We start from the raw sequence: 26,747 nt of genomic DNA on the forward strand, positions 1-26,747 counted from the left end.
ACCACTAATCGCGATACCTCGATCCGGGGTGGTCCGCTGCCGGCCGGTACGGCAGGCTGTCCGTCGTGCAGCGTGATCAGTTGCTCGCGGGCCGCTATCGGCTCCTGGAGCGCCTTGGCAGTGGCGGTATGTCGGCGGTGCACCGGGCGTACGACGAGGTGCTCGAACGGGATGTCGCGGTGAAGATGCTCGTCGCCTCGGGCACCTTCGCTCGGCAGCGGATCCGCGCCGAGGCCAAGGCGGCTGCTCGACTGTCGCACCCGCACGTCACAGGCGTGTACGACTATGGCGAGTCGCCGTTGGACGGTTCCCCGGTTCCGTTCGTGGTGATGGAGTTGCTCGGCGGTCTCACCCTCGAACAACGGCTGGCGACCGGGCCGTTGCCGCCACGTGCCGGCCTACGGGTCTGCGCCGAGGTGGCCTCCGCTCTCACGGCCGCGCACGCGCAGGGGTTGGTGCACCGCGACATCAAGCCGAGCAACGTGATGCTCACGCCGACCGGCGCCAAGGTGCTCGACTTCGGCATCGCGGCCGTCGCCGGCGAATCGGAGATCGACTTCGAGGGACGACTGCTGGGCACTCCGGCCTATCTCGCCCCGGAGCGACTGGAGGCCGGCGAGGTGCTGCCGGCCTGCGACGTGTACGCCCTGGGCCTGCTGCTGCACCGGGTGCTCACCGGTCGGCTGCCGTGGGCGGCCGAGACGCAGACCGGGATGCTCCGCGCGCACAGGCACGTCGAGCCGGACCCGCTGCCGGAGATCGACGGCGTGCCGCCCGAGGTCCACCGGCTCTACCGCTGGTGTCTGGCCCGCGACCCCGCCGACCGACCACCGGCCACCGAGGCGGCCCGCATCCTGCTCACCGCCATGAGCGGAGCCACGTCCGAGGAAGCGGGCGTCACCGCGGCATCGGGAGCAGGCTCGGAGGGAACGGGTGTCACCGCGGCATCGGGAGCAGGCTCGGAGGGAACGGGTGTCACCGCGGCATCGGGAGCAGGCTCAGAGGGAACGGGTGTCACCGCGGCACCGGCAGCAGATTCCGCCGAGCCGACCGGCACCGGGACCGTCGACTCGGCCGGGCCGACGAGACGCCTGTCGTGGCGTCGACGTCGGCGTCTGGCCATCCTGGCGGTCGGCGGCGCGGTGCTCACCGCGATCACGATGGCCGGGTCGCTCGGCGACTTCGGCAATCGTCGACCGGAGCAGGGCGCTCCGTCGACCGGCCGGGGCACCACCGCCGTGGGGATGCCGGGCGCCGTGGAGCCGGCCGACGAGATCGCGACCGGGCCGTCCGCCGTCCCACCGGCCCAGGAGACCGCGCCTGGTGCCCGGACCGGCCCCCCGACCGGTCCGGACCCGACGACGACCCCGGCCCCGACAGCGGCCCCGACAGCGGCCCCGACCGCCACCGCGCCCGGCCCGACGCCGACCACGCCCGGCCCGGCCGTGCCGACGCCCACCCTTTCCGCGGACGTACCCGTGCAGGCGCGCGGAGGCACGATCACCATCCGCTGTGTGGGTAACTCCGCCGAGGTGGTCGCGGTGGCACCCGCGCCCGGCTTCCTGGCGGAGGCGTACGACCCGGGCCCGGCGAAGCAGCTCCGGGTCGAGTTGGCCTCCACCGAGCACCGCAGCGAGATCCGGGTGAACTGCCCCGACGGCCGTCCGAACCCGCAGGTGAAGGAACGCGCCGTCTGACCGGGGGCCGGCGGGTGCCACGCCCCGGGACGTGCCCGGAACGCGGCCCCCCGTTCCCGCCGGCCGGTCCGTCACCGCCCGGCCAGCGACCCCCAGCCCGGGTTCACCGGCTCCCGGCGCAGCGGCATGCCCGCCTCCGCCGGCGTCCGGTCACCCTTGCGCTGGTTGCAGCCGTAGCAGGCGGCGGTGGTGTTCCGCCAGGTGTTCCGGCCGCCGCGCGAGCGGGGCAGGACGTGGTCGATGGTGGAGGCCGGGCCACCGCAGTACGCGCAGCACCTGTCGTCGCGGCGCAGCACCCCGGCGCGGGACCAGGCCGGCCCGGAGTTGAACCGCCACCGGGTGACCACGTAGCGGACCAGCCGCACCACCCGGGGCATCGGGAAGACGCCGATCACCTGGTCCGGCTCGGCCTCGTGGATCTCGGCGACGCGCCGGCAGAGCATCCGCACGGCATGTTGAACGGTGACCCGGTGCAGCGGGCCGAGGTCGGCGTTGACGACGAGGACGGCGTCCACCGGGACTCCTTTCACGATGGTGACGGACAGCGAAGAGCCGCCCGGTCCGGCTGGTGGACGGGGCGGCTCGGCGCGTACGGGGACGCGTCAGTCGGGCCGGCCCGCCCGGGGACCTTCCGCTCGGCAACCGTCGCCGGGCAGCGTCGACGGCACGGTGGTGACGTGCGACTTCGTCATGCTCTGCTCCCGTGGCGGTGGTTGACCTTGCCCGCTCACGGTAGGTCGGGGCGGGACAGGCGGGCAACGTATTTCGATCGGTCGCCCGGCTCCTCCGGGCGGCGCTGACGGCGGGTCCGGGGGGCGACGACCACCGAGCGCCGGGCGGTGGTCAGCGGCCGGTTCAGCCGCAGGGCCATTCGCGCGGTGAGTTCGCTGTCCAGCAGGGGCCGGTTGACCTCCCCGGCGACGGCCAGCGCCGGCCCGGAGACCGACCGCCAGATCGCGGCCAGCCCGGCGCCGAGACCCACCAGGGCGACGGTGGCCCGGGTGGTCGGTGAGCCGGCGGCCGCGGCGGCGCTCACGCCGACCACCGCGAAGAGCACAAGCAGCAGGGGTACGAGAACCGGCCAGAAGATGCCCCGCGCCGCCTGCGCCACCAGCCGCCGATCCCGGATGATCAGGTTTCGGGCGATCACCGCGTAGTCCTCCTCGTCGAGCAGGTCGCGGGGGTGCAGGCCGCCGGTGAGCACGTCCCGCCAGAGGTCACCCTGGCCCCGCAGGGCCCGGCTCAGCTCGGCGGGCGCCGGCTCGGCCGGGTCCCCGTGGCCGGCCCGGTCCACCGCCGTCGCCCAGGCGGCCAGCGACCGGCGCACCACCGCGGCCGAGTACGGCGGCAGCACGCTGGCCAGCTCGTCCAGCCAGCGGCTGATCTGGATCTGCCGACCGCCGAACTGCCGCAGCAACTGGGCGGCGTCACCGGCTCGGACGGTGTCGGCCACCGATCGACCCAACCGGTAGGCCAGCCCGACCCGGTGGTTGGTGGCCATCGCCCAGCGCAGCACCTCGACGTTGAGGTCGTCGAGGGCGAGCAGCAGCGGCACCGGATCGGCGGGGTCGGGCGGGGCCGGGGCGGGCAGCAGGGCCCGGGCGGCCGACGTGTCGGGCACCGGCCCGGTGTGCCTGGTGAGTTCGGCGATCTGGGCCAGCGCGACGTCCACCCCGTCGAGGTACATGCGCATGCGCCGGTGGGGGGACATCTCGGTGAGGTTGGAGAGCTTCGTCGGTGGCACGGAGGGGCGGGCCTCGACGGGTACGCCGAGTTCCGTGTGCTGCCCGTGGTGGTAGGCGTCGGCCATCCACCAGCCCAGGCGCAGTGCGGTGACGATGCAGGCCCGTTCGTCGCGGATCAGTGGATACGCGTCGTCGCGGCCGCTCTCGCCGATCGGTGGGCGGTTCTCCGCGCCGGCGCGGTGCAGTGGTGACATCCCCCGCTGCCCTCCCGCCCGGTCGATCGACGGTTGATCAACCAAGCGTACGGCAGCGTACCGTTGCTTATGTTGTGTTTTGTCGGTTTGGGGTGCGGCGGCCGGCCAGCAGCCCCCGGGGCCGGATCGAGCGCACCGGCTCCGCCGCGCCGCCCACGGCCCGCAGGATGTGGTTCGCGGCGATGATGCCCGTCGCCGCGGAGCGTTCCATCAACGCGCTCGGGAAGTCCGTGGCGATACCGTCGCCGGCCAGGTAGAGGCCGGACGCGTCGGTGCGTACCCCTGGTCGCCAGGCGTGGCTGCCCGGCGTGAACGCCGGCGCCTGCGCCTCCACCCGGGCCCGCAGCTCGCGGACCCGCAGGTCGCCGGCCTCCGGCCAGAGCGCGACAAGCTCGCGGCGCATCCGCTCGGCCAACTCCTCGGCCGGCACCCCCGGCTCGCAGGCATACGCGTGCAGCTCGATGACCGACCCGCCGGTCTGCCGCGCCCACCGCCGAGGCTCGTTCTCCAACCTGTGGTAGAGCGTCACCGAGTCCAACGTGGGCTGACGGGACACACCGCTGAACACCGCCCGCTCGGCGGCCACGTCGCCGGCACACCAGTACCGGGCCACCGCGTACGGCGGGCCGGGCCGGCCGAAGGCGGGCATCCGTGCGGCCAGCTCCGGTGCCCGCCCGACCAGGTCGGGGGAGGCCGCGACGAGCGCGGCGAGTGCCGGTGGGTCGACGGCCAGCACCACGTGGGGCGCCGGGTGGCTGCCGCCGTCGGTGGTCGTCACCCGCCAGCCGTCGGCGTCGGGGTGCACCCCGGTCGCGGCGCAGCCGGTGCGCACCCGGCCGCCGTGCTTCTCCACGTGCCGGGTCAGCGGCTCCCAGATCGCCGTGGCGTAGTCCTCGTCCGGGCAGTCGAACGCCAGTCCCTCCGGGTTGCCGAGCAGATAGAAGTGGAACTGCGCGACCATCTCGGCGGCCGACATCTCCGCCTCGTGGTTGAAGAACGAGTGCGAGAAGACCTCGAACAGCATCGCCCGCGCCCGGTCCGGCAGCCCCAACGACGCCAACAGCTCTTCGGCGGTGGTGTCGTCCAACTCGGCGTAGGTGCGGACCGGGTCGTAGGTGAGCAGCGGCAACGCGGCGTCGCGGTCCATCACCCGCAGGTCGGCCAGGCGCAGGCTGGGGCTGCGCAGCAGCAGCGCGAGCAGGTTCGCCGGTGGTGCGGGTGGCAGCCTGCCGAACTCCTCGGTCGGCCACTGGGCACTGAGGATCGGGTAACCCGCAACGGGCTGGAGGAAACCCAGGTCGGGATCGACGCGGCGGAGGATGGACCGCCAGTTGTAGTACTGCCGGAAGAACGCGTGGAAACCATGCTCGGTCTGCTGGGCGCCGTCGGCAAGCGCCTCCGGCCAGGCGCCAAGTCGACCGCCGAGCGTCGGCGCGGCCTCCAGCACGGTGACCGCGACACCCCGCTCGGCCAACACCACAGCCGCCGACATGCCGGCGATGCCGCCACCCACCACAAGCGCCGAGGTGGGTCGCGGCACGCGCTCCGCGCCACCGCCGCCCGGGTCCACCAGGTGCTGTCGTACGCCGATGAGCCGGCCCACCACCTGCGACAGCGCCACGGGCACCTACCTCTCTCCGGCCCAGTCTCCCCTACGCAAGGCAGCGGCGCGCGCGGTCGGAGGCGGGCCAGACGTACTCCAGATCCGCTGGGACGTCGTCGCCGAAGAGCGGCCGGTAGTGCTCGGGGTCCTTGCGGACCAGCGACGAGCGGTGGCTCAGGTGCAGGTCGTCGCGGCCCAGCCACGGTGGCAGCTCGCCGGCCCGGGCCAACTCGTCCTGGGTCCGTACGACACCGGGCCCACAGGCCGCGGCCAGGTCGACGGTCATCGTGGTGGCGCAGGTGTCGGCCCGCCCCGGCTCGGTCCACACCGCGCACATGTCCAGCCCGTAGCGGGTCAGCGCCTCCTCGTACCCGGCCCACATCTTCACCGCCGGGTGGTTGCGCCAGCCGTACCCGGGTCGGGTGAGCCCGCGCAGCACCTGGATGGCCTCCACCCGCTGCTTGCCCAGCCGCTTCTGGTCCAGCGTGCGGGCGCTGGCCAGGAAGTCCGGGTACGGGAGGAACGTCTGCATGCGGCTGCACTACCCGTCGCGGGGGCCGGCATGCCTGGCCGCGGGATGATCCGGACGGGGTCGCCCAGCGCGGCCGTGCTGATTACGATCCGGGCATGGCGGAGCCGTGGCGGGACCGGGCGCGACGGGCGGTCGAGTGGAACTGGCGACTGCGGTCCGTCGGTGATCCGCGCCCGCACTACGTGATCTGCGGGAAGGACGCGCTGGCCTACTACGTGGCCCGGGCGATGCTCGAATCCGAGCTGCCGGCGGGCGGGGCCCGGGTGACAGTCGTGGTGCCGGAGCGCTACCGCAGCAACGGCCCGGACGTGGCGGGGTTGCGCGGCGTCCGGGTGGTCCGTTCGGATCGGCTGGACGTGGCCACCTTCGAGGCCGCCGGCGTGGCCGGGGCGACCGGGTTGGCCCTGCTGCACCAGGACGACGTCGGCAACCTGCACGCGGCGCTCTGCGCGCAGGCCGTCGACCAGCAGGTCCGTCAGGTGCTGCGGATGTTCAACGGCACCCTCGCCGACGGCGTGCGCAAACTGATCAGGGCACCTGTCGAGGTGCTCTCCGACGCCGAGATGGCCGCGCCGGCCTTCGTGGCCGCCGCGCTCGGCGAGGTCGACCCCAGCTCCTTCCAACACCGGGACAAGACGCTGCGGGTGGCGCGGCGGGCCGACGTCCGCCCGCAGGACGTGGTCTGCGCCCTGGCCCACCTCACCGAGGCGCAGGGGGTGGAGCTGCTGCCGGCCGAGCAGGCCGGGGCCGACCTGGTGCTCGCCGAGGCGACCGGGCAGCCGCCGGGCACCGAGGTCGCCGCCCGTCGCCTGGTCCGGGCCCGCCAGCGACGTCGCCCGGTCACGGTGCTGCTGGGAGCGGTCCGCGGCTTCGCCACCCGCAAGATCGGCGTCGCGGTGATGCTGGTGCTCGCGGTGATCGCGGTGTTGGGGGCGCTGATCTCCCGCACCGAGGGCGCCTCCCCACTGGAAGCCCTGTACCTGACCCTGGTCACCACGCTCAGCGGCGCCGACCCGGACACCACCAAGTCGGCCGGCGCGCAGATCATGCAGGTGGTGCTCAACCTGGCCGGGTTGGCGCTGATCCCGCTGATCACCGCCGCCGTGGTGGATGGCATCGTCAACGCCCGACTGGCCCTGCACACCGGCCGGATGCAGCCCGCGCGGGCCGGGCACGTCGTGCTGATCGGCCTGGGCAACGTCGGCACCCGCGTGATGGCGCAGCTCCGCGAGTACGACGTCGAGGTGGTGGCGATCGACAAGGATCCGCAGCCGCGCGGCGGTGCCCTGGCCCGTCAGTTGGAGGTGCCGCTGATCGTCGGTGACGCCGCGCTGCCGGAGACCCTGGTCGCCGCGTCGGTGGCCGACTGTCAGGCGCTGGTGGTGGCGTCCACCGACGACGTGGCCAACCTGGAGGCGGCGCTCGCCGCCCGGGACATCCGCGACGACCTGCGGGTGGTGCTCCGACTCTTCGACGGTGACTTCGCCGAACGGGTGGAGGAGACGTTCGCCCTCGGGGTGTCCCGGTCGGTCTCCTACCTGGCCGCGCCGGCCTTCATCGGGGCACTCACCGAACGCGCGGTGATCACCACGATCCCGGTCGACCGGCACGCGCTGCCGGTCGCCGAGGTGCCGGTCGCCGCCGGCTCCGAGTTGGACGGCCGACCGTTGGACGTGGTCAACCGCGACGGGCAGGTCCGGCTCATCGCCCGGACCCCGGCGGGCGGCACCAGGACGATCTGGTGGAAGGATCTCGACCCCCGACAGGTGATCTTCGCTGGTGACCGGTTGACAGTCGTCGCCCGTCGGCGCGGCCTGGACTGGCTGACCCACCAGTGCGCCCCGCCCGCCCGGCCGGGCCCCATCCCTCGGCCGGCCGGTGCGGTCCACGGCGGGGTGCACATCCCCGCCACGGCATCCCCCGGAGGGCTGAGCCCGACGGGCTCGGAGGTCGGCGTGGCACCCCCCGTTCCTCCCGCTGGGGGTGCTCCCTCGACGTCTCCTGACCGCCCAGCGGACGAATTCGAGCTGACTCGCCGGCAGGACGGCAACGGCGAAGTGAGCTGAAGGGTTTATCTTCCGGCGCTGCGCGACAATCGGTGCCATGCGTTTCCGCATCCTGGGGCCGACCCAGGTGGTGCTGGCCGACGGGCGCGAGATTCCCGTCGGCGGTCCGCGGCTGCGCGCACTACTGGCTCTGCTCCTGCTCGACGCGGGCCGGGTGGTCCCCGCCGAGCGGCTGATCGACAACCTGTACGGCGAGCACCCGCCCCGGGGTGCTGCCAACGCACTCCAGTCCCAGGTGTCGCGCCTGCGTCAGGCCCTGCCCGCCGAACACACCCCGGTCGAGTTCCATCCGACCGGCTATCGGCTCGTCGTGGATCCCGCGGATGTCGACGCGTACCGGTTCGAGCGGCTCGCCGAGGCGGGGCGCCGGGCGCTCGCCGGCGGTGACTGGGCCCGCGCGGCGGCCGAGTTGCGCGCGGCGTTGGAGTTGTGGCGGGGCCCCGCCCTGGCCGACGTCATCGACGTGGCCGGCGCACCCGTGCAGGCCGCCCGGCTGGACGAGCTGCGGCTGGCCGCCGTCGACGATCGGATCGAGGCGGACCTGGCGCTGGGCGCGTCCGCCGCGCTGGTCCCGGAGCTGCGGGAGTTGGTCGTCGCGCACCCGTTGCGGGAGCGGTCGCGGGGCCAGCTCATGCGTGCGCTGTCCGCACTGGGCCGGCCGGCCGAGGCGCTTGCCGAATTCGAGGCGGCCCGCCGCACGCTGACCGAGGAACTCGGCGTCGGCCCGCCGCCGGAGCTGGCCGCGATCCACCTGGCGGTGCTGCGCGGCGCGGACCGCCCGGCCGAACGCGCGGCTGCCGAACGGGTGCTGCCGAGCCAACTCACCACGTTCGTCGGGCGAGAGGAGGAGCTCAAGCGGGTTGGGGAGCTGCTCGGCGAGCGCAGACTTGTCACCCTCACCGGCCCGGGGGGCGCGGGCAAGACCCGGTTGGCGATCGAGGCGGCGAGCCGTTCGGACGGCGAGGTCCGCTTCGTCGAGCTGGCCGGGCTGGCTGACGGTTCGGACGTACCGCAGGCGGTGCTGAGCGCCCTCGGCCTGCGCGACGCGGGCCTGCGCGACGCGGGCCTGCGGGCCCCGGCCGAGCCGGGCCGGCAACCGACCGACCGGCTGGTCGAAGCGCTCGCCGAGCGGCGGCTGCTGCTCCTGCTCGACAACTGCGAGCACGTCGTCGCCGACGCGGCCCGGCTGGCCGCACGGCTGCTCGGCGCGTGCCCGGCACTGCGGGTCCTGGCCACCAGTCGTGAGCCGCTCGGGCTGGCCGGCGAGGCGTTGTGCCCGATGTCCGGGCTCGCCCTGCCACCGCCCGACGCGTCGGCGCGGGACGCCGACGACTACGCGGCGGTCAGCCTGTTCGCCCAGCGGGCCGCCGACGTGGCGCCCGACTTCACCGTCACACCGGCCAACGCCGAGCTGGTACTGCGGATCTGCCGCACCCTCGACGGTCTGCCGCTGGCGATCGAGCTGGCCGCCGCGCGACTGCGGGCGCTGTCGGTAGCCGAGGTGGCCGCCCACCTCGACGACCGGTTCCGGCTGCTGTCGATGAGCAGCCGGGCCGTGTCGCCCCGGCACCGGACACTCCGGGCGGTGGTCGAGTGGAGTTGGGACCTGCTCGACGATGCCGAGCGGACACTGGCCCGACGGCTGACCGTCTTCGCCGGCGGTGCCACGCTGGAGGCGGCCGGGCGGGTCGCCGAGATGCCCTCGGCCGAGTTCGTCGACGCGCTGACCGGTCTGGTCGACAAGTCCTTCGTGGAGTTGACCGGAGGCCGGTACCGGATGCTGGAGACCGTGCGGGCCTTCTGCGCCGAACGCCTCGCCGAAGCCGGCGAGGCCGAGCGGCTGCGCCGCGCACACACCGCGTACTTCCTGGAACTCGCCTGGACCGCCAGCGACCACCTGCGCCGGGCCGAACAACTGCACTGGTTGCGGCGGCTCGACGCCGAGCGGGACAACCTGCACGCGGCGCTGCGTCGTGCCACCGCGGCCGGTGACGCGTCCGAGGCCGCCGGGTTGGTCGCCGCCCTGTCGTTCTACTGGTGGTTACGCGGCATGCGTGGGGAAGGGGCCCGGCTGGCCGCCGACGTCCTCGACGTGCTCGGTGCCGAGGCGCCGCCCGGGTTGGGCGAGGAGTTCGCCCTCTGCGTCTACAACGCCTCGCTCGCCGGTTCCGGTCACCTGCCGTCGCTCGGCACGCAGGGGTCCGTGATCCGCAGCCTCGACCGGCCCCCTCGACAACCGTTCCTGCTGTATCTGTCGGGGATCTCGACCGGCCCCCCACCCGGCGGAGCCGAGGACGTCGAAGAGCTGATGCGGGAGCTGCGGCGGCTGGTCGGCCCGGACACCTGGATCAACGCGCTCGGCGCGATGGGACACGGCTCGGCGCAGATGTGGGGTGGCCAGTCGGACCGGGCCGGGGCCGCACTCGCCACCGCGCTCGACGGCTTCCGGAGCACCGGAGACCGATGGGGTTCCATGATCACACTTGGCGCGCTCGGCGAACTGGCCGCCTGGCGGGGTGACCCGGAAGCGGCGGGCGAGCACATGAACCGGGCCATGGGGTTGGCCGAGGAACTCGGCTCGGCCGTCGACCAGGCCGACATGCTGCGTACGCGGGGCGAGATCAGGCTGCGTGCCGGTGACCTCGCGGCGGCCCGGGACGACTTCGCCGCTGCGCTGCTCCTCGCGCAGGGCAGTGGCGCGCCCGAGTTCGTGTCCGCCGCCCGACTCGGCCTCGCCCAGGTGGCACGGCTGCGCGGTGATCTCGCCGAGACGAGGCGGCTCTGCGAGGCGGCGTTGGCCGGCGGGCTCACCGGCTGGTACGTCGGCGAGGCGACGCGTGCGGAGATCATCCTCCTTCTTCAGCAGATCACCGAGGAGCAGAGGGCCGGGGCCGCGAGCGGGTCTGGTGCGCCGCCGTCAGCGGACGGTGCGTGACCCGTCAGCGCCCGACCGCACCCTGGCGGCATGACGACATACGAGGTGGTGGCCGAGGGGCTGGGTAAGCGGTACGGCCCGACCCGCGCGCTTGACGCGTTCGACCTGACCGTACCGGCGGGCACGGTGTACGGGCTGCTGGGACCGAACGGCGCAGGCAAGACGACTGCCGTACGGATCCTCACCACGCTGCTGCGCTTCGACGCCGGCCGGGCCAGTGTGGCCGGGTTCGACGTGCGGCGTCAGCCGGACGAGGTGCGGGCCCGGATCGGGCTGACCGGGCAGTACGCGGCGGTCGACGAGACCCTGAGTGGCCGGCAGAACCTGGAGTTGTTCGGCCGGCTGTTCCGGCTGGGACGACGGGCGGCCCGCCAACGCGCCGACGAACTGCTGGAACGGTTCGGGCTCGCCGAGGCGGCGGGGCGGTCCGCCGTCGAGTATTCGGGTGGGATGCGGCGACGGCTGGACCTCGCCGCCAGCCTGATCCGTACGCCGCGGGTGCTCTTTCTCGACGAGCCGACCACGGGTCTGGACCCGCGTAGCCGCAACCAGGTGTGGGACCTGGTCCGCGGTCTCGTGGCGGAGGGGACCACGGTGCTGCTCACCACGCAGTACCTGGAGGAGGCCGACCAGTTGGCCCACCGGATCTCGGTGATCGACGCCGGTCGGGTGGTGGCCGAGGGGTCGCCGGACGAGCTGAAGTCGATGACCGGCGGAGACCGGGTCGAGGTGGTGGTGCGCGATGCCGACGCCCTGACCCGGGCTGCCGGCATCGTCGCGCGCATCTGTGGCGCGGAGCCGGAGCACGACCGTGCGGTCCGGCGGCTCAGCGTGCCGGTGGTCGACCGGGTCGCCGGGTTGGTGGACGTGGTGCGGGCGTTGGACGACGCCGGGATCGCGGTCGAGGACATCGGCCTGCGGCGGGCCACGTTGGACGAGGCGTTTCTGCATCTGACCGGGCATCGGCCGGACGCGGCCCGCGAGCCTGTCGGCGTCGGCGGGAAGGGGGACGTGGCATGACGGCGGCGGTTGTCGACGGCTGGACGATGACCAGGCGGAACATGATCCACGTGGTCCGCGCTCCGGAGGAGCTGATCCTCTACTTCTCGCTGCCGATCATGTTCGTGCTGGTCTTCGGGTACGTGTTCGGCAGCGGCATGCAGGTGGCCGGTGGCGGCAACTACCGGGAGTTCCTGCTGCCCGGGGTCTTCGTGATGACGATGCTGTACGGCCTCGGCGCGACCGCGAGCGGCGTGGCACTGGACCTCAGCCGGGGCGTCGTCGACCGGTTCCGGTCGATGCCGATGGCCCGGTCGGCCCTGCTGACCGGCCGCAGTGCCGCCGACCTGCTCCGCGCCCTGCTGGAGATGTCCACCCTGCTGGTCTGTGGCCTGCTCGTCGGATGGCAGTGGCGACAGGGTGTCGGCAGGGCGTTGCTCGCCGTCGGGCTCCTCCTGCTGCTCCGGGTCGCGATCACCTGGGTCGGGATCTACCTGGCGCTGCTGGTCCGCAACCCGGACACGGTCGGTGTGATCGTCTTCCCGGCGGCGTTCCCGTTCACCGCGATCTCCAACGTCTTCGTGTCGCCCGAGCTGATGCCGTCGGTCATCGGGACGATCTCGGAATGGAACCCGTTGTCGGCCACCGTCGCGGCGATCCGTGAACTGTTCGGCAACCCCGGTCTGGGTGGCGACTCCTGGCCGGCACAACACGCGATGCTGTTGGCGGTGGTGTGGCCGGTGCTGCTGATCGCGACGTTCGCCCCGCTGGCGGTGCGCCGATACCGGCGGTTGAGCCGCTGACCCCTGGCCGCCGGTGGCCTGCTCAGGTCACCGGCGGGCGGGGCGCAGCGCGTACCAGGCGGCACCGGCGGCCAGCACACCGAAGCCGGCGAGGACGCTGCCGGTCGGCAGGTTGATCGCGAGCAGCAGGCAGCCGAGCAGCCCCAGGCCGGCGAGCACCTGCACGGGCAGCCGCCGGCCCGGCTCCCGGCCCAGCGTCAGCGCCGCCGCATTGGTGATCGCGTAGTAGACCAGCACCGTGCAACTGGAGAAGCCGATGGCATCGCGCACGTCGCCGAGCAGCACCACCACGATCACCACGGCGGCCACCGCCAGCTCGGCGCGGTGCGGCACCTGGTGCACCTGGTGCACGGCGGCCAACGCGGCGGGCAGGTCGCGGCGGCGAGCCATCGCCAGGGTGGTCCGGCCGACCCCGGCGACCAGGGACAGCAGCACCCCGACGACCGCGATGGTGGCCCCGGCGCGAACCACCCAGGCCAGGCCGGGCAGCCCGGCGGCGGTCACCACGTCGACCAGTGGCGCGGCGGAGTCGGCCAGCCGGTCGGCGCCGAGCACGCCGAGCGTGATCACGGCCAGCACCAGGTAGATCGCGAGCACCACCCCGAGCGCCAGCGGCACCGCGCGGGGAATGGTCCGCTGCGGGTCGCGGACCTCCTCGCCGAGCGTGGCGATCCGGGCGTACCCGGCGAACGCGAAGAACAGCAGCCCGGCGGCGGCGAGCACGCCCCGGGCGGAGCCGCCGGGCTCGCCGAGCCGATCCAGGTGCACCGGCCCACCCACCAGGCCGACGACCGCGACCAGGGCCAACACCGCGAGCACCAACGCGACAAGAGCCCTGGTCACGGTGGCCGTCTTACCGATGCCGCGCAGGTTCACCGCGGTCACCGCGAGCACCGCCGCGACGGCGACCAGCCGGGCCTGCCCCGGCCACAGGTACGCCCCGATGGCCAACGCCATCGCCGCACAGCTCGCCGTCTTGCCGACCACGAAGCCCCAGCCGGCCAGGAAGCCGGCGAACGGCCCGAGCCGTTCCCGGCCGTAGACGTAGGTGCCGCCGGACTCCGGATATCGGGCCGCCAGCCTTGCCGAGCTTGTCGCGTTGCAGAAGGCGATGAAGCCGGCCAGCACCAGCGCGGGCAGCAGGCCGGCGCCGCCGGCCTCCGCCGCGGCCGGGCCGAACACCACGAAGACGCCCGCACCGAGCATCGAGCCCAACCCGATGACCACCGCATCGGGTACGCCCAGCCGCCGCGCCAGTTGATCCACGAACAGAAACCCTAGGGGTACGAGGTGAACGGCCGGTCCCATTCGCGTAGCCGGCCGGGGAGGGGCACATCGTCCCACGGCACCCGGTGCAGCAGCCGGTCCAGGAGCAGGCCCAGCAGCAGCCCCGCCACCGAGTCGGTCAGCCAGTGCCAGCCCAGGTAGGTGGTGGTGGTGAGGACGACAAGCGGTGGCGCGACTCGGATCACGGTGACGAGCCGGGCCGGCAGTTGCCGGCCGAAGCTGCGGGCCAGCGGGGCCAGCAGCAGCGCGATGACCCCGTACCAGACGATGGCGTTGGCGACGTGCCCCGACGGGTAGGACTGGGCGAACCGCACCGGCAGGTCGTCGTGGAACAGCGGCAGGGTCTGCTCGGGCGTCAGGAACGGCTCCTTGACGCTGGCGCTCGGTGCCGCCCGGGCCGTCCAGACCTTGAGCGGCCCGATGGTCAGAAGGGTCAGCACGAACCCGACCACCGGCGGCAGGATCGGCCGCAGCGACCGCAGCCGGACGGCCAGCAGCACGCCCAGCCCGGCGGCGATCAGGGTCAGCGGGCTGCCCTGGCCGAGCAGGTTGAACACCCGGGCCACCCAGTAGGCGACAGTCGGTCGGTGCCCCTCGGCCCAGTCGGCGACCGCCCGGTCCAGCCCGAAGAGCTGGTCGGCGGCGAGCGCCACCGTCAAACCGACCAACCCGATCAGCAGGAGCGCGTCGAACCACCAGCCGGCCGGGCGGACAGGCCGTAGCCGCAGGTCACGTCGTACCGCCGTGGGTTTGAGCACGCGACCACGCTACCGGCCCGACGCGAGCCCGGGGTGTGCGGCGCTGTGGGACCAACCACGATCAGAGGCGGATGCGGGGGCGAGGCGTCATGCTTGGGCCCGTGCGGATCACGTCTGCCCTCGTGGACCCGGCGCTGCTCGACCTGCCCTGGTCGACACCGCTGGAGGAGTGGCCTGCCCAACACCTGGTGGCTCTGCCGCAGGGCATCTCCCGACACATCGTCCGGTTCGTCCGGCTTGGTGACTACGTGTACGCGTTCAAGGAGACCCGCGAGCGGATCGCCGAGCGGGAGTACGACCTGCTCCGGGCGCTGGAACGGATCGACTTCCCGTCGGTCGAGGCGGTGGCGGTCGTCGCCGACCGGCAGACCGAGGACGGGGAACCGCTGGAATCGGTGCTGATCACCCGGCACCTGCAATTCTCCCTGCCGTACCGGGCGTTGTTCTCGCACACCCTGCGGCCGGAGACGATGAGCCGGCTGCTCGACGCGCTCGCCGCCCTGATCGTGCGGATGCACCTCACCGGCTTCTTCTGGGGTGACTGCTCGCTGTCGAACACGCTGTTCCGCCGGGACGCGGGAGCGTTCGCCGCCTACCTGGTGGACGCGGAGACGGGCGCGTTGCACAACTCGCTCTCCAACGGTCAACGCGGTGAGGACCTGGAGATCGCCCGGGTGAACATCTTCGGCGAGGCACTGGACCTACAGGCCGCCGGCCTGCTGCACGAGTCCATCGACCCCGAGGTGGTCTGCGAGGAGGTCGTGCAGCGTTACGAGCGGCTCTGGCACGAGATCACCTACGAGCAGGCCGTCGAGCGGGAGGCCCGGCACGACATCGAGGGCCGGATCCGCCGCCTCAACGAGCTGGGCTTCGACGTGGCCGAGGTGGCCATGTCCTCCATCGACGACGGGCGTTACCTGGTCCGGCCGAAGGTCGTCGACGCCGGCTACCACACCCGGCGGCTGCTGCGGCTCACCGGTCTGGACGCCGAGGAGAACCAGGCCCGCAAGCTGCTCAACGACCTGGACGCCTACCGGGCGGAGAGCGACCTGGTCGACGAGCAGCAGGCCGCCCACCGCTGGCTCACCGAGGTCTTCGAACCGGTGGTCCGGGCCGTTCCCGCACACCTGCGGCAGAAACTGGAGCCGCAGGAGCTGTTCGCGCAGATCATCGAGCACAAGTGGCTGCTGTCCGAGCAGGCCGGTCGGGACGTCGGGATGCGCCACGCGGTTCAGTCCTACCTGGCCGACGTGCTTGTGCACCGCCCGGACGAGCAGGCCGTGCTCGGCGTCGACGTCCCCACCTTCAGCTGATCCTCCGCTGGCCTCCGCTGGCCCTCCGCTGGCCCTCCGCCTCGGGACGGTCCGACCTGCCTTCGTTCAAACGGGCTGGATCGCCGGGCAGGATGGGGTGACCAGTGTGGTTGGTGGGCCCTGTAGAGCTGCCCCAGATATGGGGCGGTCTGCGATGTCATGCCGCTGACATCGATCGTCGCTGGCGCCTCGCCCGAAGACATGCTGGGGCGGCTTGCCGCCCAACCGGCGAACCGTCGCACTGTGGCGCTGCCGGCCCCGCAGGCCCGCGTGTCCCGTGGCTTCGCCCGTCCCCCTGGTCTGCCTGCCCGCGCTGGTCTGCGTGCCTGCGCTGGTCTGCGTGCCTGCGCTGGTCTGCGTGCCTGCGCTGGTCTGCGTGCCTCCGCATGTCCGCGCGTCCAGTGGCTTCGCCTGCCCCATATCTGGGGCAGCTCTACAGGCCGCCAAACAGGCATGGCCTCCGGCGTTGCGGCGGCCGGGCATGGCCTCCGGCGTTGCGGCGGCCGGGCATGGCTTCCGGCGTTGCGGCGGCCGGGCATGGCTTTCGGCGTTGCGGCGGCCGGGCATGGCCTCCAGCGGCAGACTGCTGTCGAGCGCTGTCACGCAACCGATGGCGGCAAGCGCGCAGGAAGGGCTCGTGCTCACTCCACCCAGGTGCCGCCGCGGAGGACCCGGACCACGTTCAGGTCGGCGTCCAGCACCACCAGGTCGGCGCGGAGGCCGACCTGTAGGGAGCCCACCCGGTTGCCCAGGCCGATGGCGCGCGCCGGGGTGGTGGCCACCATCCGTGCCGCGTCGGCGATCGGGATTCCGGCATTCACGGCGTGCCGCAGCGCGGCGTCCATGGTCAGCGTGCTGCCGGCGATCGCCCCGTCGCGGGCGAGTCGGGCCACCCCGTCGGTCACGGTGACGGCCTGGCCGCCCAGCTCGTAGTCGCCGTCGGCCATTCCGGCGGCGGCCATCGCGTCGGTGATCAGCGCCGCCCGGTCCGGGCCCGCGGTCGCGGTGGCGAAGGTCAGCGTGCCGCCGTGCAGGTGCACCCCGTCGGCGATCAGCTCGCAGATGACGGTGGGCGCGTCGAGCAGGGCCACCACCGGCCCCGGCTCGCGGTGGTGCACGGGGCGCATGCCGTTGAACAGGTGGGTGCCGACACTGGCGCCGGCGGCGATCGCGGCGCGGGTCTGCTCGTACGTCGCGTCGGTGTGGCCGACCGCCGCCACCACCCGCTGCGCGGTGAGCAGCTTGATCGCCTCCAGGGCGCCGTCGCGTTCCGGAGCGAGGGTGACCATCCGGATCGCTCCCCGACCCAGCTCGATCAGCTCGGACAGCTCGTCGGTCGACGGGTCGCGCAGGTACTCGGGGTTCTGCGCGCCGCAACGGGCAGCGGAGAGGTAGGGCCCTTCGAAGTGGACCCCCGCCAGCACGCCCTCGTCGACAAGTGGGGCGTACGCCTCGGTGGCCGCGCGCATCAGCGGGAAGGGCGCGCTGACCAGACTGGCCAACAGGGTGGTCGTGCCGTGCGCGAGGTGGAAGTCGGCCGCCGCCCGGGCCTCGTCGGCGTCCCCCGTGGTGAAGGTGTGCCCACCACCGCCGTGGGTGTGCATGTCGACGAAACCGGGCAGGATCCAGTGTCCGTCCCGGACCGACGGATATTCGGCCACGGCGGTGATCCGATCCCCGTCCCACTCGACGCAGCCCTGTCGGATGACACCGGTCGGGGTCACCACTCGGCCGTCCACCCGCACGGTCATCGCTCCTCCAGCTGGTCTCGGACGCGCACCGCGTCATGGTCAGCGACGCGCACCGCGTCATGGTCTCGGACGCGCACCGCGTCTTGGGCACCGACGCCTACGGCGTCGTGGTTTCGGACGCGCACCGCGTCCAGGGCGAGGAGGGCGGCGCCGAGACAGCCGGCCTCGTCGCCCAGGGCCGCCGCGACCAGCCGCGGCTCCCGGTGGAAGGTCATCCGCTCGTGCAGCGCCGCCCGCAGCGGGATCAGCAGCCGGTCCCCGGCCTGGGCCAGGCCGCCGCCGAGCACGATCGTCGCCACGTCGAACAACGCCTGCCCGGTGGCGAGGCCGTCGGCGAGCGCATTGACCGCCTCCTGCCAGACCTGGCCGGCGAGCGGTTCCCCGGCCGCGGACCGCTCGGCCACCTCGGCGGCCGTGGCCGCCGCACCAGCCAGCTCCGCGTAACGGCGACCGATCGCCGCGGCGGAGGAGACCGCCTCCAGGCAGCCAGGTCGACCGCAACCGCAGCGGGGGCCGTCGGGCCGGACCAGGATGTGGCCGATCTCCCCGGCGGCGCCGTGCGCGCCCGTCGAGGCCGAGCCGTCGACCACATGCGCGGCGGCGATGCCGGTGCCGATCGCCACGAACAGCACCTGCCCGGCGCCGCGTCCAGCACCGAGGCGGGCCTCGGCGAGACCGCCGACGCGCACGTCGTGGCCGAGCGCCGTGGGCAGGCCGAGCCGCGCCACCGCCAGGTCCCGCAGGGGTACGTCCCGAAATCCCACGTTCGCCGACCAGACCGCCACGCCGCGCGCCTCGTCCACCACCCCCGGTACGGCGATGCCGACGGCGATCGGGGTGAGCCCGTCGGCGCGGGCCTTGGCGGCCAGCCCGTCGGCCACGTCCAGGATCGTGTCGACCACGGCCGTCGGGCCGCGCCCGGCGTGTGTGGGGTGCCGCTCGGTGCGTACCGCGACGCCGTCCGGTCCCACCAGGGCGCACTTCATGCCGGTGCCGCCCACATCCAGCGCGACGACGACCTGGTCGGCGGGCCCGGCGTCGCCGCCGGTCACGCCAGCACCACCGACCGGGAGAGGTGTCGGGGCGCGTCCGGGTCGAGGCCCCGGCTGGTCGCCAGCGCGACCGCGAAGCGTTGCGCCAGGATCAGGTCGGCCATCGGGTCGACCGGGGTACGACCGGCGGACCAACTGCCCAGCACCGTGCGCCAGCCGTGCGTGCGACTGTGCACGAAGGCCGCGCCGGTGGCGGCCACGTCCTCGGGGAGCCCGTCGGGCAGCTCGCCGAACGCCCACACCAGCCGGCCCGGCGCGGCGACCGAGATGGGGCCGTGCCGGTAGTCCATCGCCGGGTACGCCTCGGCCCAGAAGGTGGCCGCCTCACGGCACTTCAGCGCCGCCTCCTGGGCCAGACCGACCGTCCACCCCCGACCGAGGAAGGTGACCTGTCCGATGGTGGCCGGGTCGATCGGCAGCGGGGATCGCACCGCGACTTCGGCGTCCGCGGCGAGCGCGGTCACCGGGTCGCCGAGGTGGGCCCGGAGCAGGGCCAGTGCGGTGGTCGCGAAGCGGGTCTGCACCACCGACCGCTCGTCGGCGAAGGGCATGGTCACCACGGCGCTGGCCAGGTCGACGGCGGGTGACGCCGGGTCACCGACGATGACGGTGGTGGGGGTCGTCCCGCGCAGCGCGGCGAGCAGCTCCAGCACCTCCGTGGTGGTGCCGGAACGGGTGATCGCGATCAACCGGTCATAGTGGCGGCCGGCGGGGAACTCGGATGCCTGGAAGGCGTCGGTCTCGCCCTGGCCGGCCTGCTCGCGGCGGCCCGCGTACGCCATCGCCATGAACCACGACGTGCCGCAACCGACGACGGCGACCCGCTCACCGGGGCGTGGCAGGTCACCGTGGACGACGCCGGCCAGTTCGGCGGCCTCCCGCCAGCAGTCGGGCTGGCTCGCGATCTCCGCGTGCACGTACGCCATGGGAAACTCCTCGCAGAGGCGACCGGTGCGCAATACGGCTCGTTAAGCACGTATTTCGCGCGTCATTCTGCGCGAACGGCGGTGGCCGTGGCAACCGACCACCCGATCGCGCAGGTCACTCTTTTGCGCCAGCCTAGTTTCGCGCACTAGTGTGCACGCAATCAATCACCGTCCGTGTCACTGGAGGGCCCCCGCGGTGGACCGGTACGCCAGATGGAACGCCCTGCTCGAGATGCTGACCGACAACGGCCGGGTCAGCGTCGAGGCGGCAGCCGAGCGGCTGGACGTCTCCCAGGCCACCATCCGGCGTGACTTCGACCAGCTCGCCCAACAGCAGATGATCACCAGGACCCGGGGTGGCGCGGTCGCCAACGGTGTGTCGTACGACCTGCCCCTGCGCTACAAGACGGCCAAGCACTCGGCCGAGAAGCAGCGGATCGGGGCGGCCGCGGCGGCGCTCGTCACGCCGGGCACCGTGGTCGGCCTGAACGGGGGCACCACCAGCACCGAGGTGGCCAGGGCGCTCGCCGTGCGTCCGGACCTGAACACCAGTGCCGAGGGCGCGCAGCTCACCGTGGTGACCAACGCGTTGAATATCGCCAACGAGTTGCTGGTCCGGTCGCGGATGAAGGTCGTGGTGGCCGGCGGGGTGGTGCGCCCGAAGTCGTTCGAGCTGGTCGGCCCGCTGGGCGGGGCCCTGCTGCGCGAGGTCACCCTGGACGTCGCGTTGCTCGGCGTGGACGCGATCGATCCGCACCTCGGCGCCGCCGCCCACCACGAGGGCGAGGCCGCGATGAACAACCTGATGGTGGCCCGGGCGAAGCGCGTGGTGATCATCGCGGATTCGTCCAAGCTGGGTGGTCACGCCTTTGCCCGGATCTGTCCGATCGAGCGGGTCGAGACGCTGGTGACCGACTCGGGTGCCGCCCCGGAGGTGGTGGACGCGTTCCGCGTCGCGGGCGTACAGGTGATCTGCGCCTGAGCGGTCACGCTCCGTCGATGAATTAGCCCTTTCGGCGCGTCGATGCATACCGCGTATTGCGTGCGTCTGCATACCGCGTATGGTGTCGGCTGTCACGCCCACCCATCGGGGGAGGTGCAGCTTGCCTGCTGTCCTGGAGATCGAAGGTCTACGTAAGACGTACAAGAGTCGTCGACGCGGCACCCGCAACGCGCTCGACGGCTTCGACATGCGGGTCGACGTGGGGCAGGTGCACGGCTTCCTGGGCCCCAACGGGTCCGGCAAGACCACCACGCTGCGTACCCTGCTCGGCCTGATCCGACCCGACGGCGGCCGGATGGCGCTGCTCGGGCACGAGGTGCCCGACGCGCTGCCCACGGTCGCCGGCCAGGTCGGTGCGATCGTGGAGAGCCCGCAGTTCTTCCCGCACTTCTCGGCACGGGACACGCTGTCCCTGCTGGCCGGGGCGGGCGAGGTGCCGGCCGTCCGGGTCGACGAGGTGTTGGAACTCGTCGGGCTGCGCGACCGGGCCGGCGAGCGGGTCAAGACGTACTCGTTGGGCATGAAGCAGCGGCTCGCGGTCGCGTCGGCCCTGCTGAAGAACCCGAAGCTGCTCATCCTCGACGAGCCGGCCAACGGCCTCGACCCGGGCGGCATCCGGGAGATGCGCACACTGATGCGCAACCTCGCCGAATCCGGGATGACCGTGGTGCTGTCCAGCCACATCCTCGGCGAGATCCAGCTGATCTGCGACTCGGTCACCATCATCTCGCTGGGCCGGCGGGTCGCCTTCGGCCCGGTCGACGAGGTGCTCGCACAGCACTCGTCAAGTGCGGTCCGGATCCGTCTGGAGGCGGTCAGCGACCTGCCGGCGGCCACCGAGGCGCTGACCCGGGCGGGGATCCAGGTCACCGAGCACCCCGACCATCTGATGCTGGCCGGCGTCGACAAGCCGGCCTCGGTGACGCGGCTGCTCGCCGAGCAGCACCTCTATGTCAGCGAGTTGGCGCCGATCGCCGTCGATCTGGAGAGCGTCTTCCTCGAACTGACCGCCACCGCACCGGTCCCCGGTCAGCACCGGCAGGTCGACGAGTCCATGCAGGTCGGCGGGGCGGGTCAGCCCGGCCCCGCCGGAGGAGGGTGGGGCGCGTGAGCCTCTTTCGTACGGAGTTGCGCCGGTTCACCAAACGGCGGTTCACCAGGTACATGACGCTGCTCGGCCTGCTGGTGCTGGCCGCGGTGGTGGTCGGGGTGTTCTTCACCAACCAGAAGATCGGTGCCAGCCAGCTCGCGCAGGCCGAGCGTCAGGCCGACCAGCAGTACCAGCAGCAGGTGCGCTGGAGCGAGCAGGAGCGCGCCGCGTGTGAGCAGGCCAAGACGGCCGGCACCGCGAGCGACGGCCGCTACCCGGACGACTGCTCGGTGATCACGGCACCGTCCCGGGACCAGATCCAGGCGAGTTGGTTCCTGCCCTCGACGTTCGACTTCAAGAAGTCGTTCGACGAGACCCTGATTCCGTTCGCGGCGATCCTCGCCCTGGTCGGGTTCGTGGTCGGCGCGTCCTTCGTCGGTGCCGAGTGGAGCAACGGCGGCATGATGAACCTGCTGCTCTGGCGGCCGAAGCGGCTCACCGTACTGCTCACCAAGCTGGCCGCGCTGCTCACCGGCATGCTGGCGGTGACGCTTCCCGCCGCGGTGCTCTGGTTCGCCGGGTTCTGGGCGGTCGCCAACTTCCGGGGCAGCACCGAGAAGGTGACGTCGGGGGTCTGGCAGTCGGTCATGTTGACCGGCGTACGCGGTGTGGTGCTGGTGCTGGTGGTCACCACCATCGGCTTCGCCCTGGCCTCGCTGGGTCGGCACACCGCGATGGCCCTCGGCGGCGTGGTGGCGGTGATGGTGGTCGGCCAGTTCGGCCTGGGCATCCTGCTGTCGATGGCGAACGTGCGCTGGGCCGAGGCGTTCCTGCTGCCCACGTACATGCTGGCCTGGATGACGAAGACCGTGAAGCTGGAGGATTGGAACTCCTGCAACGCGAACTACTTCGGGGAGTGCAAGCCGGACACACTGACCATCACCTGGCAGCAGTCCTCGATCCTGCTCTCGGTCGCGGTGGTGGTGATCCTCGGAGCGTCGCTCTGGGCGATGCGTCGCCGCGACATCTCCTGACCTGACCGAAGTGACGCGGCGCGGCCGGCCCGGCCGTCGGGGTTCCCGGCGGTGCGGACTGGCCGCGCCGCTTGCTGCGTCCCTGGTCGCCGCTGGCTAGGCTGAGCGACATGTCCGCCGACACCACCCCGGCCGCCCCCGAGCCGTCCATTGACGCTCGTCCGGGTGAGGTCGCGGGTGCTGCCGGCCCGACCGTCCCGAATCCCCGACCGGCGCCGCCCATCGAGACCGCCGACGCGCCGCCCGCCGACGAGTCGGCGCAGCCCACTGATCCCGCGCCAGGGCTGACCGAGCGGGAGCGGGCCATCCTCGCCTTCGAGCAGCAGTGGTGGCGGCACGCCGGCGCCAAGGAGCAGGCCGTCCGGGACACCTTCGGAATCTCGTCGACGCGGTACTACCAGCTGCTCAACGGCTTGCTCGACAACCCGGCCGCGCTGGCCGCCGACCCCGTGCTGATCAGCCGGCTTCGCCGCTTGCGCTCGTCACGCGCCCGCAACCGCCGCCGCTAACCGCCCCCGCTACCCCCCGCTGCCCCCCCGCGATCTTGCACTTTCTGTCGCCGTTTCGCGACTTTTGCACGTCTTTGTGGGGACACAAAGTGCAAGATCGCGGGGCGGTTGGCGGCCGCCGATCGCCGTCTTCCCGCCCTGGGCAGCCGGCCCAGCCGCATGGCGGCTGGCCAGACGGGTAGGCGGGGGGCGTTCCGGGGCCGCTTGCGACCTCGGGCTCAGGAAGGGAGCGGGGTATGACGGCAACGAACCAGAGCGGCACGGGACAGCAGGCCCGACAGGAGGCCTCGCGGGTCGGCCAGCAGACCGCGCAGGCCGGGGGTCAGGTCGCCCACACCGCAGCCGAGCAGGGCGGGCAGGTGGCCGCAGAGGCGCGGCGGCAGGCCCAGCAGTTGACAGGTGAGGCCACCGGGCAGCTTCGGGATCAGGCGCAGACGCAGCAGCGGCGGGCCGCCGAGGGCCTGCGCGACCTGGGTCAGAACCTCAGTTCGATGGCCGAACGGGACGGCGATTCCGGGCTGGCCGGTCAGGTGGTACGCAAGGCGGCCGACGCCGCCCAGCAGGCCGCCGGATGGCTCGACCAGCGCGAACCTGGTGAGGTGCTCGACGAGGTCCGCACGTACGCGCGGCAGCACCCGGGGACGTTCCTCGCGGGCGCGGCGGTGGCCGGGCTGCTGGTCGGGCGGCTCACCCGTGGCCTGACCGCGCCGGCCGCCGGCAACGGTCAGGGTGGAAGCGCCTCCGGTGCTCCGTCACCCGCGCAGGGCGCACCGGCGAACGCCGGTCAGCAGCCGTACGTGGGGACGGCACGGGCGCAGAACGTCGCGCCCGCCGGTGAACAGGCGCGGGACCTGCCCGGCGGGGTGGCACCGTGAGCGCCCCGGAGAAGGAGCGGACCCAGGCCTCCGTCGGCGACCTGATCGGCGACGTGTCCCGGGACATGTCCACCCTGGTGCGCAAGGAGGTCGAGCTGGCCAAGGCCGAACTCCGTGAGGAGGTCAGCCAGGTCGGCAAGGCCGGCGGTATGTTCGGCGGTGCCGGGGTCGCCGGCTTCCTGGCGGTGCTCTTCGTGTCGTTCGCCCTGTGGTGGGGGCTGTCCAACACGATGGACCAGGGGTGGGCGGCGCTGATCGTCGCGGTCCTCTGGGCCGCCGTGGCCGGCGGTCTCTTCATCAACGCCCGGACCCAGCTGAAGCGGGCACGTGCGGTGCTGCCCCGGACGAAGCAGACTGCCCGGGAGCTGCCGGACGCCCTGCGGGGTCGGTGACGGAATCGGGGAGGGAGCAGATCATGTCCAGTGATCCGGATCGGATCCGGCGGGAGATCGAGACCACCCGCACCGAGTTGAGCAATGACGTCGACGCGCTGACCGACAAGGTCAACCCGCGTCGGATCGCCGGTGACCGTGCCGGGCAGGCCCGGGACGCGTTCACCCGAGCGAAGGAGAAGATGATGGGCAGCTCAAGTCACCTGGGGCAGGAGGCTGGCCAGCGGATGTCGCATGCGGCCGGCTCGGTACGCGAAGAAACCCGTTCACTCGGGCAGCACTCCCGCGAGCAGGCTCAGGGCAACCCGATGGCCGCCGGCCTGGTCGCCTTCGGAGTCGGCTTGCTGGCCGCCTCGCTGATCCCGCCGAGCGGACGCGAACGGCAACTCGCCGGACGCGCGCGGAGCATGGTGAGTGAGCACTCCGGTGAGCTGCGTGAGCAGGCGAGCCAGGTGGGCCACCAGATGCAGGACAACCTGCGCGAGCCCGCGCAGCAGGCGGCGCAGTCGGTGCGGTCCAGCGCCCAGCAGGGCGTGTCGGCGGTACGCGACCAGGGCCGTTCGGCCGCCGGTCAGGTGCAGGGAGAGACGCATGCGGCCGTCGACGACCTTCGGCAGCGCTGACCCGAGCGGTGTGCCGGGGCCGGCGCCGGTGATGCGGGTACGGTCCGCGTCCGCGCCGGCCCCGGGCCGGCCGGTCAACGAGGATCTGGTCTTCCGGTTCGGCCCGTTGGTCGGTGTCCTGGACGGCGCGACGGTGCCGGACGGGTTCGACACCGGCTGCGTGCACGGGCCGGAGTGGTACGTCTGGCACCTGGCCGCCCGGCTCGGCGTCGCCGAGGCGGCCCGCCCGGCGGCGCGGCTGACCAGCAACCTGGCCGCCGCCATCCTGGCGGTCCGCGCCGACCACGGTGGGCAGTGCGACCTGGACCATCCCGGCACCCCGTCCAGCACCGTCTGCCTCCTGCGGGACTGCGGTGACCAGGTCGACTACCTGGTGCTCTGCGACAGCCCCCTGGTCCTGGACGCGGGTGGTCAGGTCAGCGTGGTCACCGACAACCGGCTGGACACGGCCATGGCGGAGCTGCGGGAGACGGTGGCCGCCGTGCCGGGTGGCGGGGCGGACCCGGTCACCCGGTTCCGGCACGCCGTGAGCGTCCAGCGGGAGCGGATGAACCGTACCCACGGCTACTGGGTGGCGGCTGCCGACCCGGACGCGGCCTTCCACGCGGTGACCGGGACGATGCCCCGGCGAGGTCCGGCGGCGATCCGCCGGGCGGCACTGCTCAGCGACGGCGCGTCCAGCGCGGTGGAGCAGTTCGCGCTCACCGGCTGGGCCGGTCTGCTGGACCTGTTGGGGGCCGAAGGGCCGGGCGGGTTGCTCGACCGGGTCCGGGCCGCCGAGCGCGACCACCCCGACCGGTTGCGCCGGCACAAGCCCACCGACGACGCGTCGGTGGTGTTCTGCGAGTTCGGACCGACGGTTTCCACACCCTGACACCCGGTCGGGTGACAACAGAGCGTGATGTGGAACACCCCTTCCGCCCGACCGGCCGGTACCGCTGTCCGGACCGCCAGTGGATGGCCAATGGGGTGGACTTCAGCCGATGAGGGCGGCAGACTGCGGCACGTGGCGGGTGCGGTCCGGCTGGAGCCGGTGGACGAGCAGAACCTGGAGCCGTTGCTCTCCGTAGCGGCTGCCGAGGCGGAGCCGAGTGACGTGATGCCTCCGGTCGAGGCCCCCGCCGGCTGGTCGCTCGCCCGTCGAGAGGCGTTTCGGGAGTTCCACCGGGCGAGCTTCGGCGGGCTGGACGGCCCGACCCGCTCGCAGATGTACGCGATCGTCGTCGGTGGCGAGGTGCTGGGTATGGTCCGGATGACACGCTGTGACGAGCCCGGCACGGTGGAGACGGGAATGTGGCTCGGGCGCTCGGCACGGGGGCAGGGGATCGGTGCGGCCGCCCTGCGGGAGTTGTTGAACGCCGCCGCTCGGGCGGGCATGCGGGTGGTGGTCGCCGAGACGACCCCGGACAACGTCGGTGCGGTCGCCGTGCTGCGCACGTGCGGGGCCAAACTGCACGAGGACGACGGCAGGGTGCGCGCCGAGATCTGCCTGGACTCGACGCCGCCGGCGCTCTGAGGCGTACCGGCGTGCCGGTCGGCGGCGACCGCGGGGGGCACCGC

The 26,747-nt window shown here is 72.9% G+C and carries 24 protein-coding genes; 15 read left to right on the plus strand and 9 right to left on the minus strand.

Features of this window, described 5'->3' with window-relative positions:
- Positions 1 to 65: 65 nt before the first annotated feature.
- Positions 66 to 1,697: a protein kinase gene (locus ACGFIW_RS14340; RefSeq protein ID WP_393314608.1), complete on the plus strand. Its 1,632-nt coding sequence runs from the start codon at positions 66 to 68 to the stop codon at positions 1,695 to 1,697.
- A 71-nt stretch (positions 1,698 to 1,768) separates the two neighbouring features.
- On the opposite strand, the gene ACGFIW_RS14345 is transcribed toward ACGFIW_RS14340, so the two are convergent.
- The 4 genes from ACGFIW_RS14345 to ACGFIW_RS14360 form a co-directional block, all read right to left on the minus strand.
- Positions 1,769 to 2,212, minus strand: coding sequence for an HNH endonuclease (locus tag ACGFIW_RS14345; protein WP_393314611.1), 444 nt, complete (start codon positions 2,210 to 2,212; stop codon positions 1,769 to 1,771).
- A 212-nt stretch (positions 2,213 to 2,424) separates the two neighbouring features.
- Positions 2,425 to 3,636 carry a hypothetical protein gene (locus ACGFIW_RS14350; protein ID WP_393314614.1) on the minus strand — a complete coding sequence of 404 codons (1,212 nt, stop codon included), beginning with the start codon at positions 3,634 to 3,636 and terminating at the stop codon, positions 2,425 to 2,427.
- Between the two features lie 67 nt (positions 3,637 to 3,703).
- A complete protein-coding gene (locus tag ACGFIW_RS14355; RefSeq protein ID WP_393314616.1) occupies positions 3,704 to 5,257 on the minus strand; it encodes an FAD-dependent oxidoreductase in 1,554 nt (517 codons plus the stop codon).
- Between the two features lie 31 nt (positions 5,258 to 5,288).
- Positions 5,289 to 5,771 carry an MSMEG_6728 family protein gene (locus tag ACGFIW_RS14360; protein ID WP_393314619.1) on the minus strand — a complete coding sequence of 161 codons (483 nt, stop codon included), beginning with the start codon at positions 5,769 to 5,771 and terminating at the stop codon, positions 5,289 to 5,291.
- 95 nt (positions 5,772 to 5,866) lie between these two features.
- Here ACGFIW_RS14360 and ACGFIW_RS14365 point away from each other — a divergent pair, with 95 nt between their 5' ends.
- Genes ACGFIW_RS14365 through ACGFIW_RS14380 form a run of 4 tightly spaced genes read left to right on the plus strand, consistent with a single transcriptional unit; the run spans position 5,867 to position 12,574 of the window.
- Positions 5,867 to 7,837, plus strand: a complete 1,971-nt coding sequence (locus tag ACGFIW_RS14365) for a potassium channel family protein (protein ID WP_393314622.1) — start codon at positions 5,867 to 5,869, stop codon at positions 7,835 to 7,837.
- Positions 7,838 to 7,874: 37 nt separating this feature from the next.
- The gene (locus tag ACGFIW_RS14370) at positions 7,875 to 10,772 is read left to right on the plus strand and encodes a BTAD domain-containing putative transcriptional regulator (RefSeq protein WP_393314625.1); all 2,898 of its coding nucleotides are present in this window, start codon (positions 7,875 to 7,877) and stop codon (positions 10,770 to 10,772) included.
- Positions 10,773 to 10,802: 30 nt separating this feature from the next.
- The gene (locus ACGFIW_RS14375) at positions 10,803 to 11,792 is read left to right on the plus strand and encodes an ATP-binding cassette domain-containing protein (RefSeq protein ID WP_393314627.1); all 990 of its coding nucleotides are present in this window, start codon (positions 10,803 to 10,805) and stop codon (positions 11,790 to 11,792) included.
- Positions 11,789 to 12,574 carry an ABC transporter permease gene (locus ACGFIW_RS14380; RefSeq protein WP_393314630.1) on the plus strand — a complete coding sequence of 262 codons (786 nt, stop codon included), beginning with the start codon at positions 11,789 to 11,791 and terminating at the stop codon, positions 12,572 to 12,574. Before ACGFIW_RS14375 ends, ACGFIW_RS14380 begins: the two co-directional genes overlap by 4 nt.
- Before the next feature lie 27 nt (positions 12,575 to 12,601).
- Here the strand turns inward: ACGFIW_RS14380 and ACGFIW_RS14385 are convergent, their stop codons facing one another.
- Together ACGFIW_RS14385 and ACGFIW_RS14390 are read right to left on the minus strand one after the other, a co-directional pair.
- On the minus strand, positions 12,602 to 13,840 hold the full coding sequence (locus tag ACGFIW_RS14385) for an APC family permease (RefSeq protein WP_393314633.1): 1,239 nt from the start codon (positions 13,838 to 13,840) through the stop codon (positions 12,602 to 12,604).
- 11 nt (positions 13,841 to 13,851) lie between these two features.
- Entirely contained in the window at positions 13,852 to 14,589 is a 738-nt protein-coding gene (locus tag ACGFIW_RS14390; protein ID WP_393315292.1) for a phosphatase PAP2 family protein, read from the minus strand.
- Positions 14,590 to 14,708: 119 nt separating this feature from the next.
- On the opposite strand from ACGFIW_RS14390, the gene ACGFIW_RS14395 reads away from it, so the two are divergent.
- Positions 14,709 to 15,932 carry a DUF4032 domain-containing protein gene (locus ACGFIW_RS14395; protein WP_393314636.1) on the plus strand — a complete coding sequence of 408 codons (1,224 nt, stop codon included), beginning with the start codon at positions 14,709 to 14,711 and terminating at the stop codon, positions 15,930 to 15,932.
- 641 nt (positions 15,933 to 16,573) lie between these two features.
- Here ACGFIW_RS14395 and nagA read toward each other — a convergent pair.
- The 3 genes from nagA to ACGFIW_RS14410 are packed head-to-tail and all read right to left on the minus strand — an operon-like array spanning position 16,574 to position 19,661.
- Positions 16,574 to 17,683: an N-acetylglucosamine-6-phosphate deacetylase gene (nagA, locus tag ACGFIW_RS14400; protein WP_393314639.1), complete on the minus strand. Its 1,110-nt coding sequence runs from the start codon at positions 17,681 to 17,683 to the stop codon at positions 16,574 to 16,576.
- Positions 17,680 to 18,735, minus strand: coding sequence for an ROK family protein (locus ACGFIW_RS14405; RefSeq protein WP_393314642.1), 1,056 nt, complete (start codon positions 18,733 to 18,735; stop codon positions 17,680 to 17,682). The genes nagA and ACGFIW_RS14405 overlap by 4 nt, the downstream gene beginning before the upstream one ends.
- Complete coding sequence (locus ACGFIW_RS14410) at positions 18,732 to 19,661, minus strand: SIS domain-containing protein (RefSeq protein WP_393314645.1); 930 nt, start codon at positions 19,659 to 19,661, stop codon at positions 18,732 to 18,734. The genes ACGFIW_RS14405 and ACGFIW_RS14410 overlap by 4 nt, the downstream gene beginning before the upstream one ends.
- Before the next feature lie 196 nt (positions 19,662 to 19,857).
- Between ACGFIW_RS14410 and ACGFIW_RS14415 the strand changes: the two genes are divergently transcribed.
- The 9 genes from ACGFIW_RS14415 to ACGFIW_RS14455 all read left to right on the plus strand — a co-directional run bounded on the left by ACGFIW_RS14415 (position 19,858) and on the right by ACGFIW_RS14455 (position 26,703).
- On the plus strand, positions 19,858 to 20,643 hold the full coding sequence (locus ACGFIW_RS14415; RefSeq protein ID WP_357068116.1) for a DeoR/GlpR family DNA-binding transcription regulator: 786 nt from the start codon (positions 19,858 to 19,860) through the stop codon (positions 20,641 to 20,643).
- 121 nt (positions 20,644 to 20,764) lie between these two features.
- Positions 20,765 to 21,775, plus strand: a complete 1,011-nt coding sequence (locus ACGFIW_RS14420) for an ATP-binding cassette domain-containing protein (protein WP_393314648.1) — start codon at positions 20,765 to 20,767, stop codon at positions 21,773 to 21,775.
- Positions 21,772 to 22,788, plus strand: coding sequence for an ABC transporter permease subunit (locus tag ACGFIW_RS14425; protein ID WP_393314651.1), 1,017 nt, complete (start codon positions 21,772 to 21,774; stop codon positions 22,786 to 22,788). The genes ACGFIW_RS14420 and ACGFIW_RS14425 overlap by 4 nt, the downstream gene beginning before the upstream one ends.
- A 110-nt stretch (positions 22,789 to 22,898) precedes the next feature.
- Positions 22,899 to 23,297, plus strand: coding sequence for a DUF3263 domain-containing protein (locus ACGFIW_RS14430; protein WP_393314654.1), 399 nt, complete (start codon positions 22,899 to 22,901; stop codon positions 23,295 to 23,297).
- Between the two features lie 236 nt (positions 23,298 to 23,533).
- Complete coding sequence (locus ACGFIW_RS14435; protein WP_393314657.1) at positions 23,534 to 24,172, plus strand: hypothetical protein; 639 nt, start codon at positions 23,534 to 23,536, stop codon at positions 24,170 to 24,172.
- On the plus strand, positions 24,169 to 24,564 hold the full coding sequence (locus ACGFIW_RS14440) for a phage holin family protein (RefSeq protein ID WP_393314660.1): 396 nt from the start codon (positions 24,169 to 24,171) through the stop codon (positions 24,562 to 24,564). The genes ACGFIW_RS14435 and ACGFIW_RS14440 overlap by 4 nt, the downstream gene beginning before the upstream one ends.
- Positions 24,565 to 24,587: 23 nt before the next feature.
- The gene (locus ACGFIW_RS14445; protein ID WP_393314663.1) at positions 24,588 to 25,187 is read left to right on the plus strand and encodes a DUF3618 domain-containing protein; all 600 of its coding nucleotides are present in this window, start codon (positions 24,588 to 24,590) and stop codon (positions 25,185 to 25,187) included.
- Positions 25,156 to 26,061 carry a hypothetical protein gene (locus tag ACGFIW_RS14450; RefSeq protein WP_393314666.1) on the plus strand — a complete coding sequence of 302 codons (906 nt, stop codon included), beginning with the start codon at positions 25,156 to 25,158 and terminating at the stop codon, positions 26,059 to 26,061. The genes ACGFIW_RS14445 and ACGFIW_RS14450 overlap by 32 nt, the downstream gene beginning before the upstream one ends.
- A gap of 132 nt (positions 26,062 to 26,193) precedes the next feature.
- On the plus strand, positions 26,194 to 26,703 hold the full coding sequence (locus ACGFIW_RS14455; protein WP_393314669.1) for a GNAT family N-acetyltransferase: 510 nt from the start codon (positions 26,194 to 26,196) through the stop codon (positions 26,701 to 26,703).
- The last annotated feature ends 44 nt before the right edge of the window (positions 26,704 to 26,747 follow it).

It is taken from the genome of Micromonospora sp. NPDC048935 (genome assembly GCF_043197875.1).
In the GTDB taxonomy this organism is placed as follows: Bacteria; Actinomycetota; Actinomycetes; order Mycobacteriales; family Micromonosporaceae; genus Micromonospora.

Coding starts and splice junctions, on each gene's coding strand:
- ACGFIW_RS14350 (WP_393314614.1), bottom strand. CDS start 3,636: ATGTCACCACTGCACCGCGCCGGCGCGGAGAACCGCCCACCGATCGGC.
- ACGFIW_RS14360 (WP_393314619.1), bottom strand. CDS start 5,771: ATGCAGACGTTCCTCCCGTACCCGGACTTCCTGGCCAGCGCCCGCACG.
- ACGFIW_RS14365 (WP_393314622.1), top strand. CDS start 5,867: ATGGCGGAGCCGTGGCGGGACCGGGCGCGACGGGCGGTCGAGTGGAAC.
- ACGFIW_RS14370 (WP_393314625.1), top strand. CDS start 7,875: ATGCGTTTCCGCATCCTGGGGCCGACCCAGGTGGTGCTGGCCGACGGG.
- ACGFIW_RS14375 (WP_393314627.1), top strand. CDS start 10,803: ATGACGACATACGAGGTGGTGGCCGAGGGGCTGGGTAAGCGGTACGGC.
- ACGFIW_RS14380 (WP_393314630.1), top strand. CDS start 11,789: ATGACGGCGGCGGTTGTCGACGGCTGGACGATGACCAGGCGGAACATG.
- ACGFIW_RS14395 (WP_393314636.1), top strand. CDS start 14,709: ATGCTTGGGCCCGTGCGGATCACGTCTGCCCTCGTGGACCCGGCGCTG.
- nagA (WP_393314639.1), bottom strand. CDS start 17,683: ATGACCGTGCGGGTGGACGGCCGAGTGGTGACCCCGACCGGTGTCATC.
- ACGFIW_RS14410 (WP_393314645.1), bottom strand. CDS start 19,661: ATGGCGTACGTGCACGCGGAGATCGCGAGCCAGCCCGACTGCTGGCGG.
- ACGFIW_RS14430 (WP_393314654.1), top strand. CDS start 22,899: ATGTCCGCCGACACCACCCCGGCCGCCCCCGAGCCGTCCATTGACGCT.
- ACGFIW_RS14435 (WP_393314657.1), top strand. CDS start 23,534: ATGACGGCAACGAACCAGAGCGGCACGGGACAGCAGGCCCGACAGGAG.
- ACGFIW_RS14445 (WP_393314663.1), top strand. CDS start 24,588: ATGTCCAGTGATCCGGATCGGATCCGGCGGGAGATCGAGACCACCCGC.
- ACGFIW_RS14450 (WP_393314666.1), top strand. CDS start 25,156: ATGCGGCCGTCGACGACCTTCGGCAGCGCTGACCCGAGCGGTGTGCCG.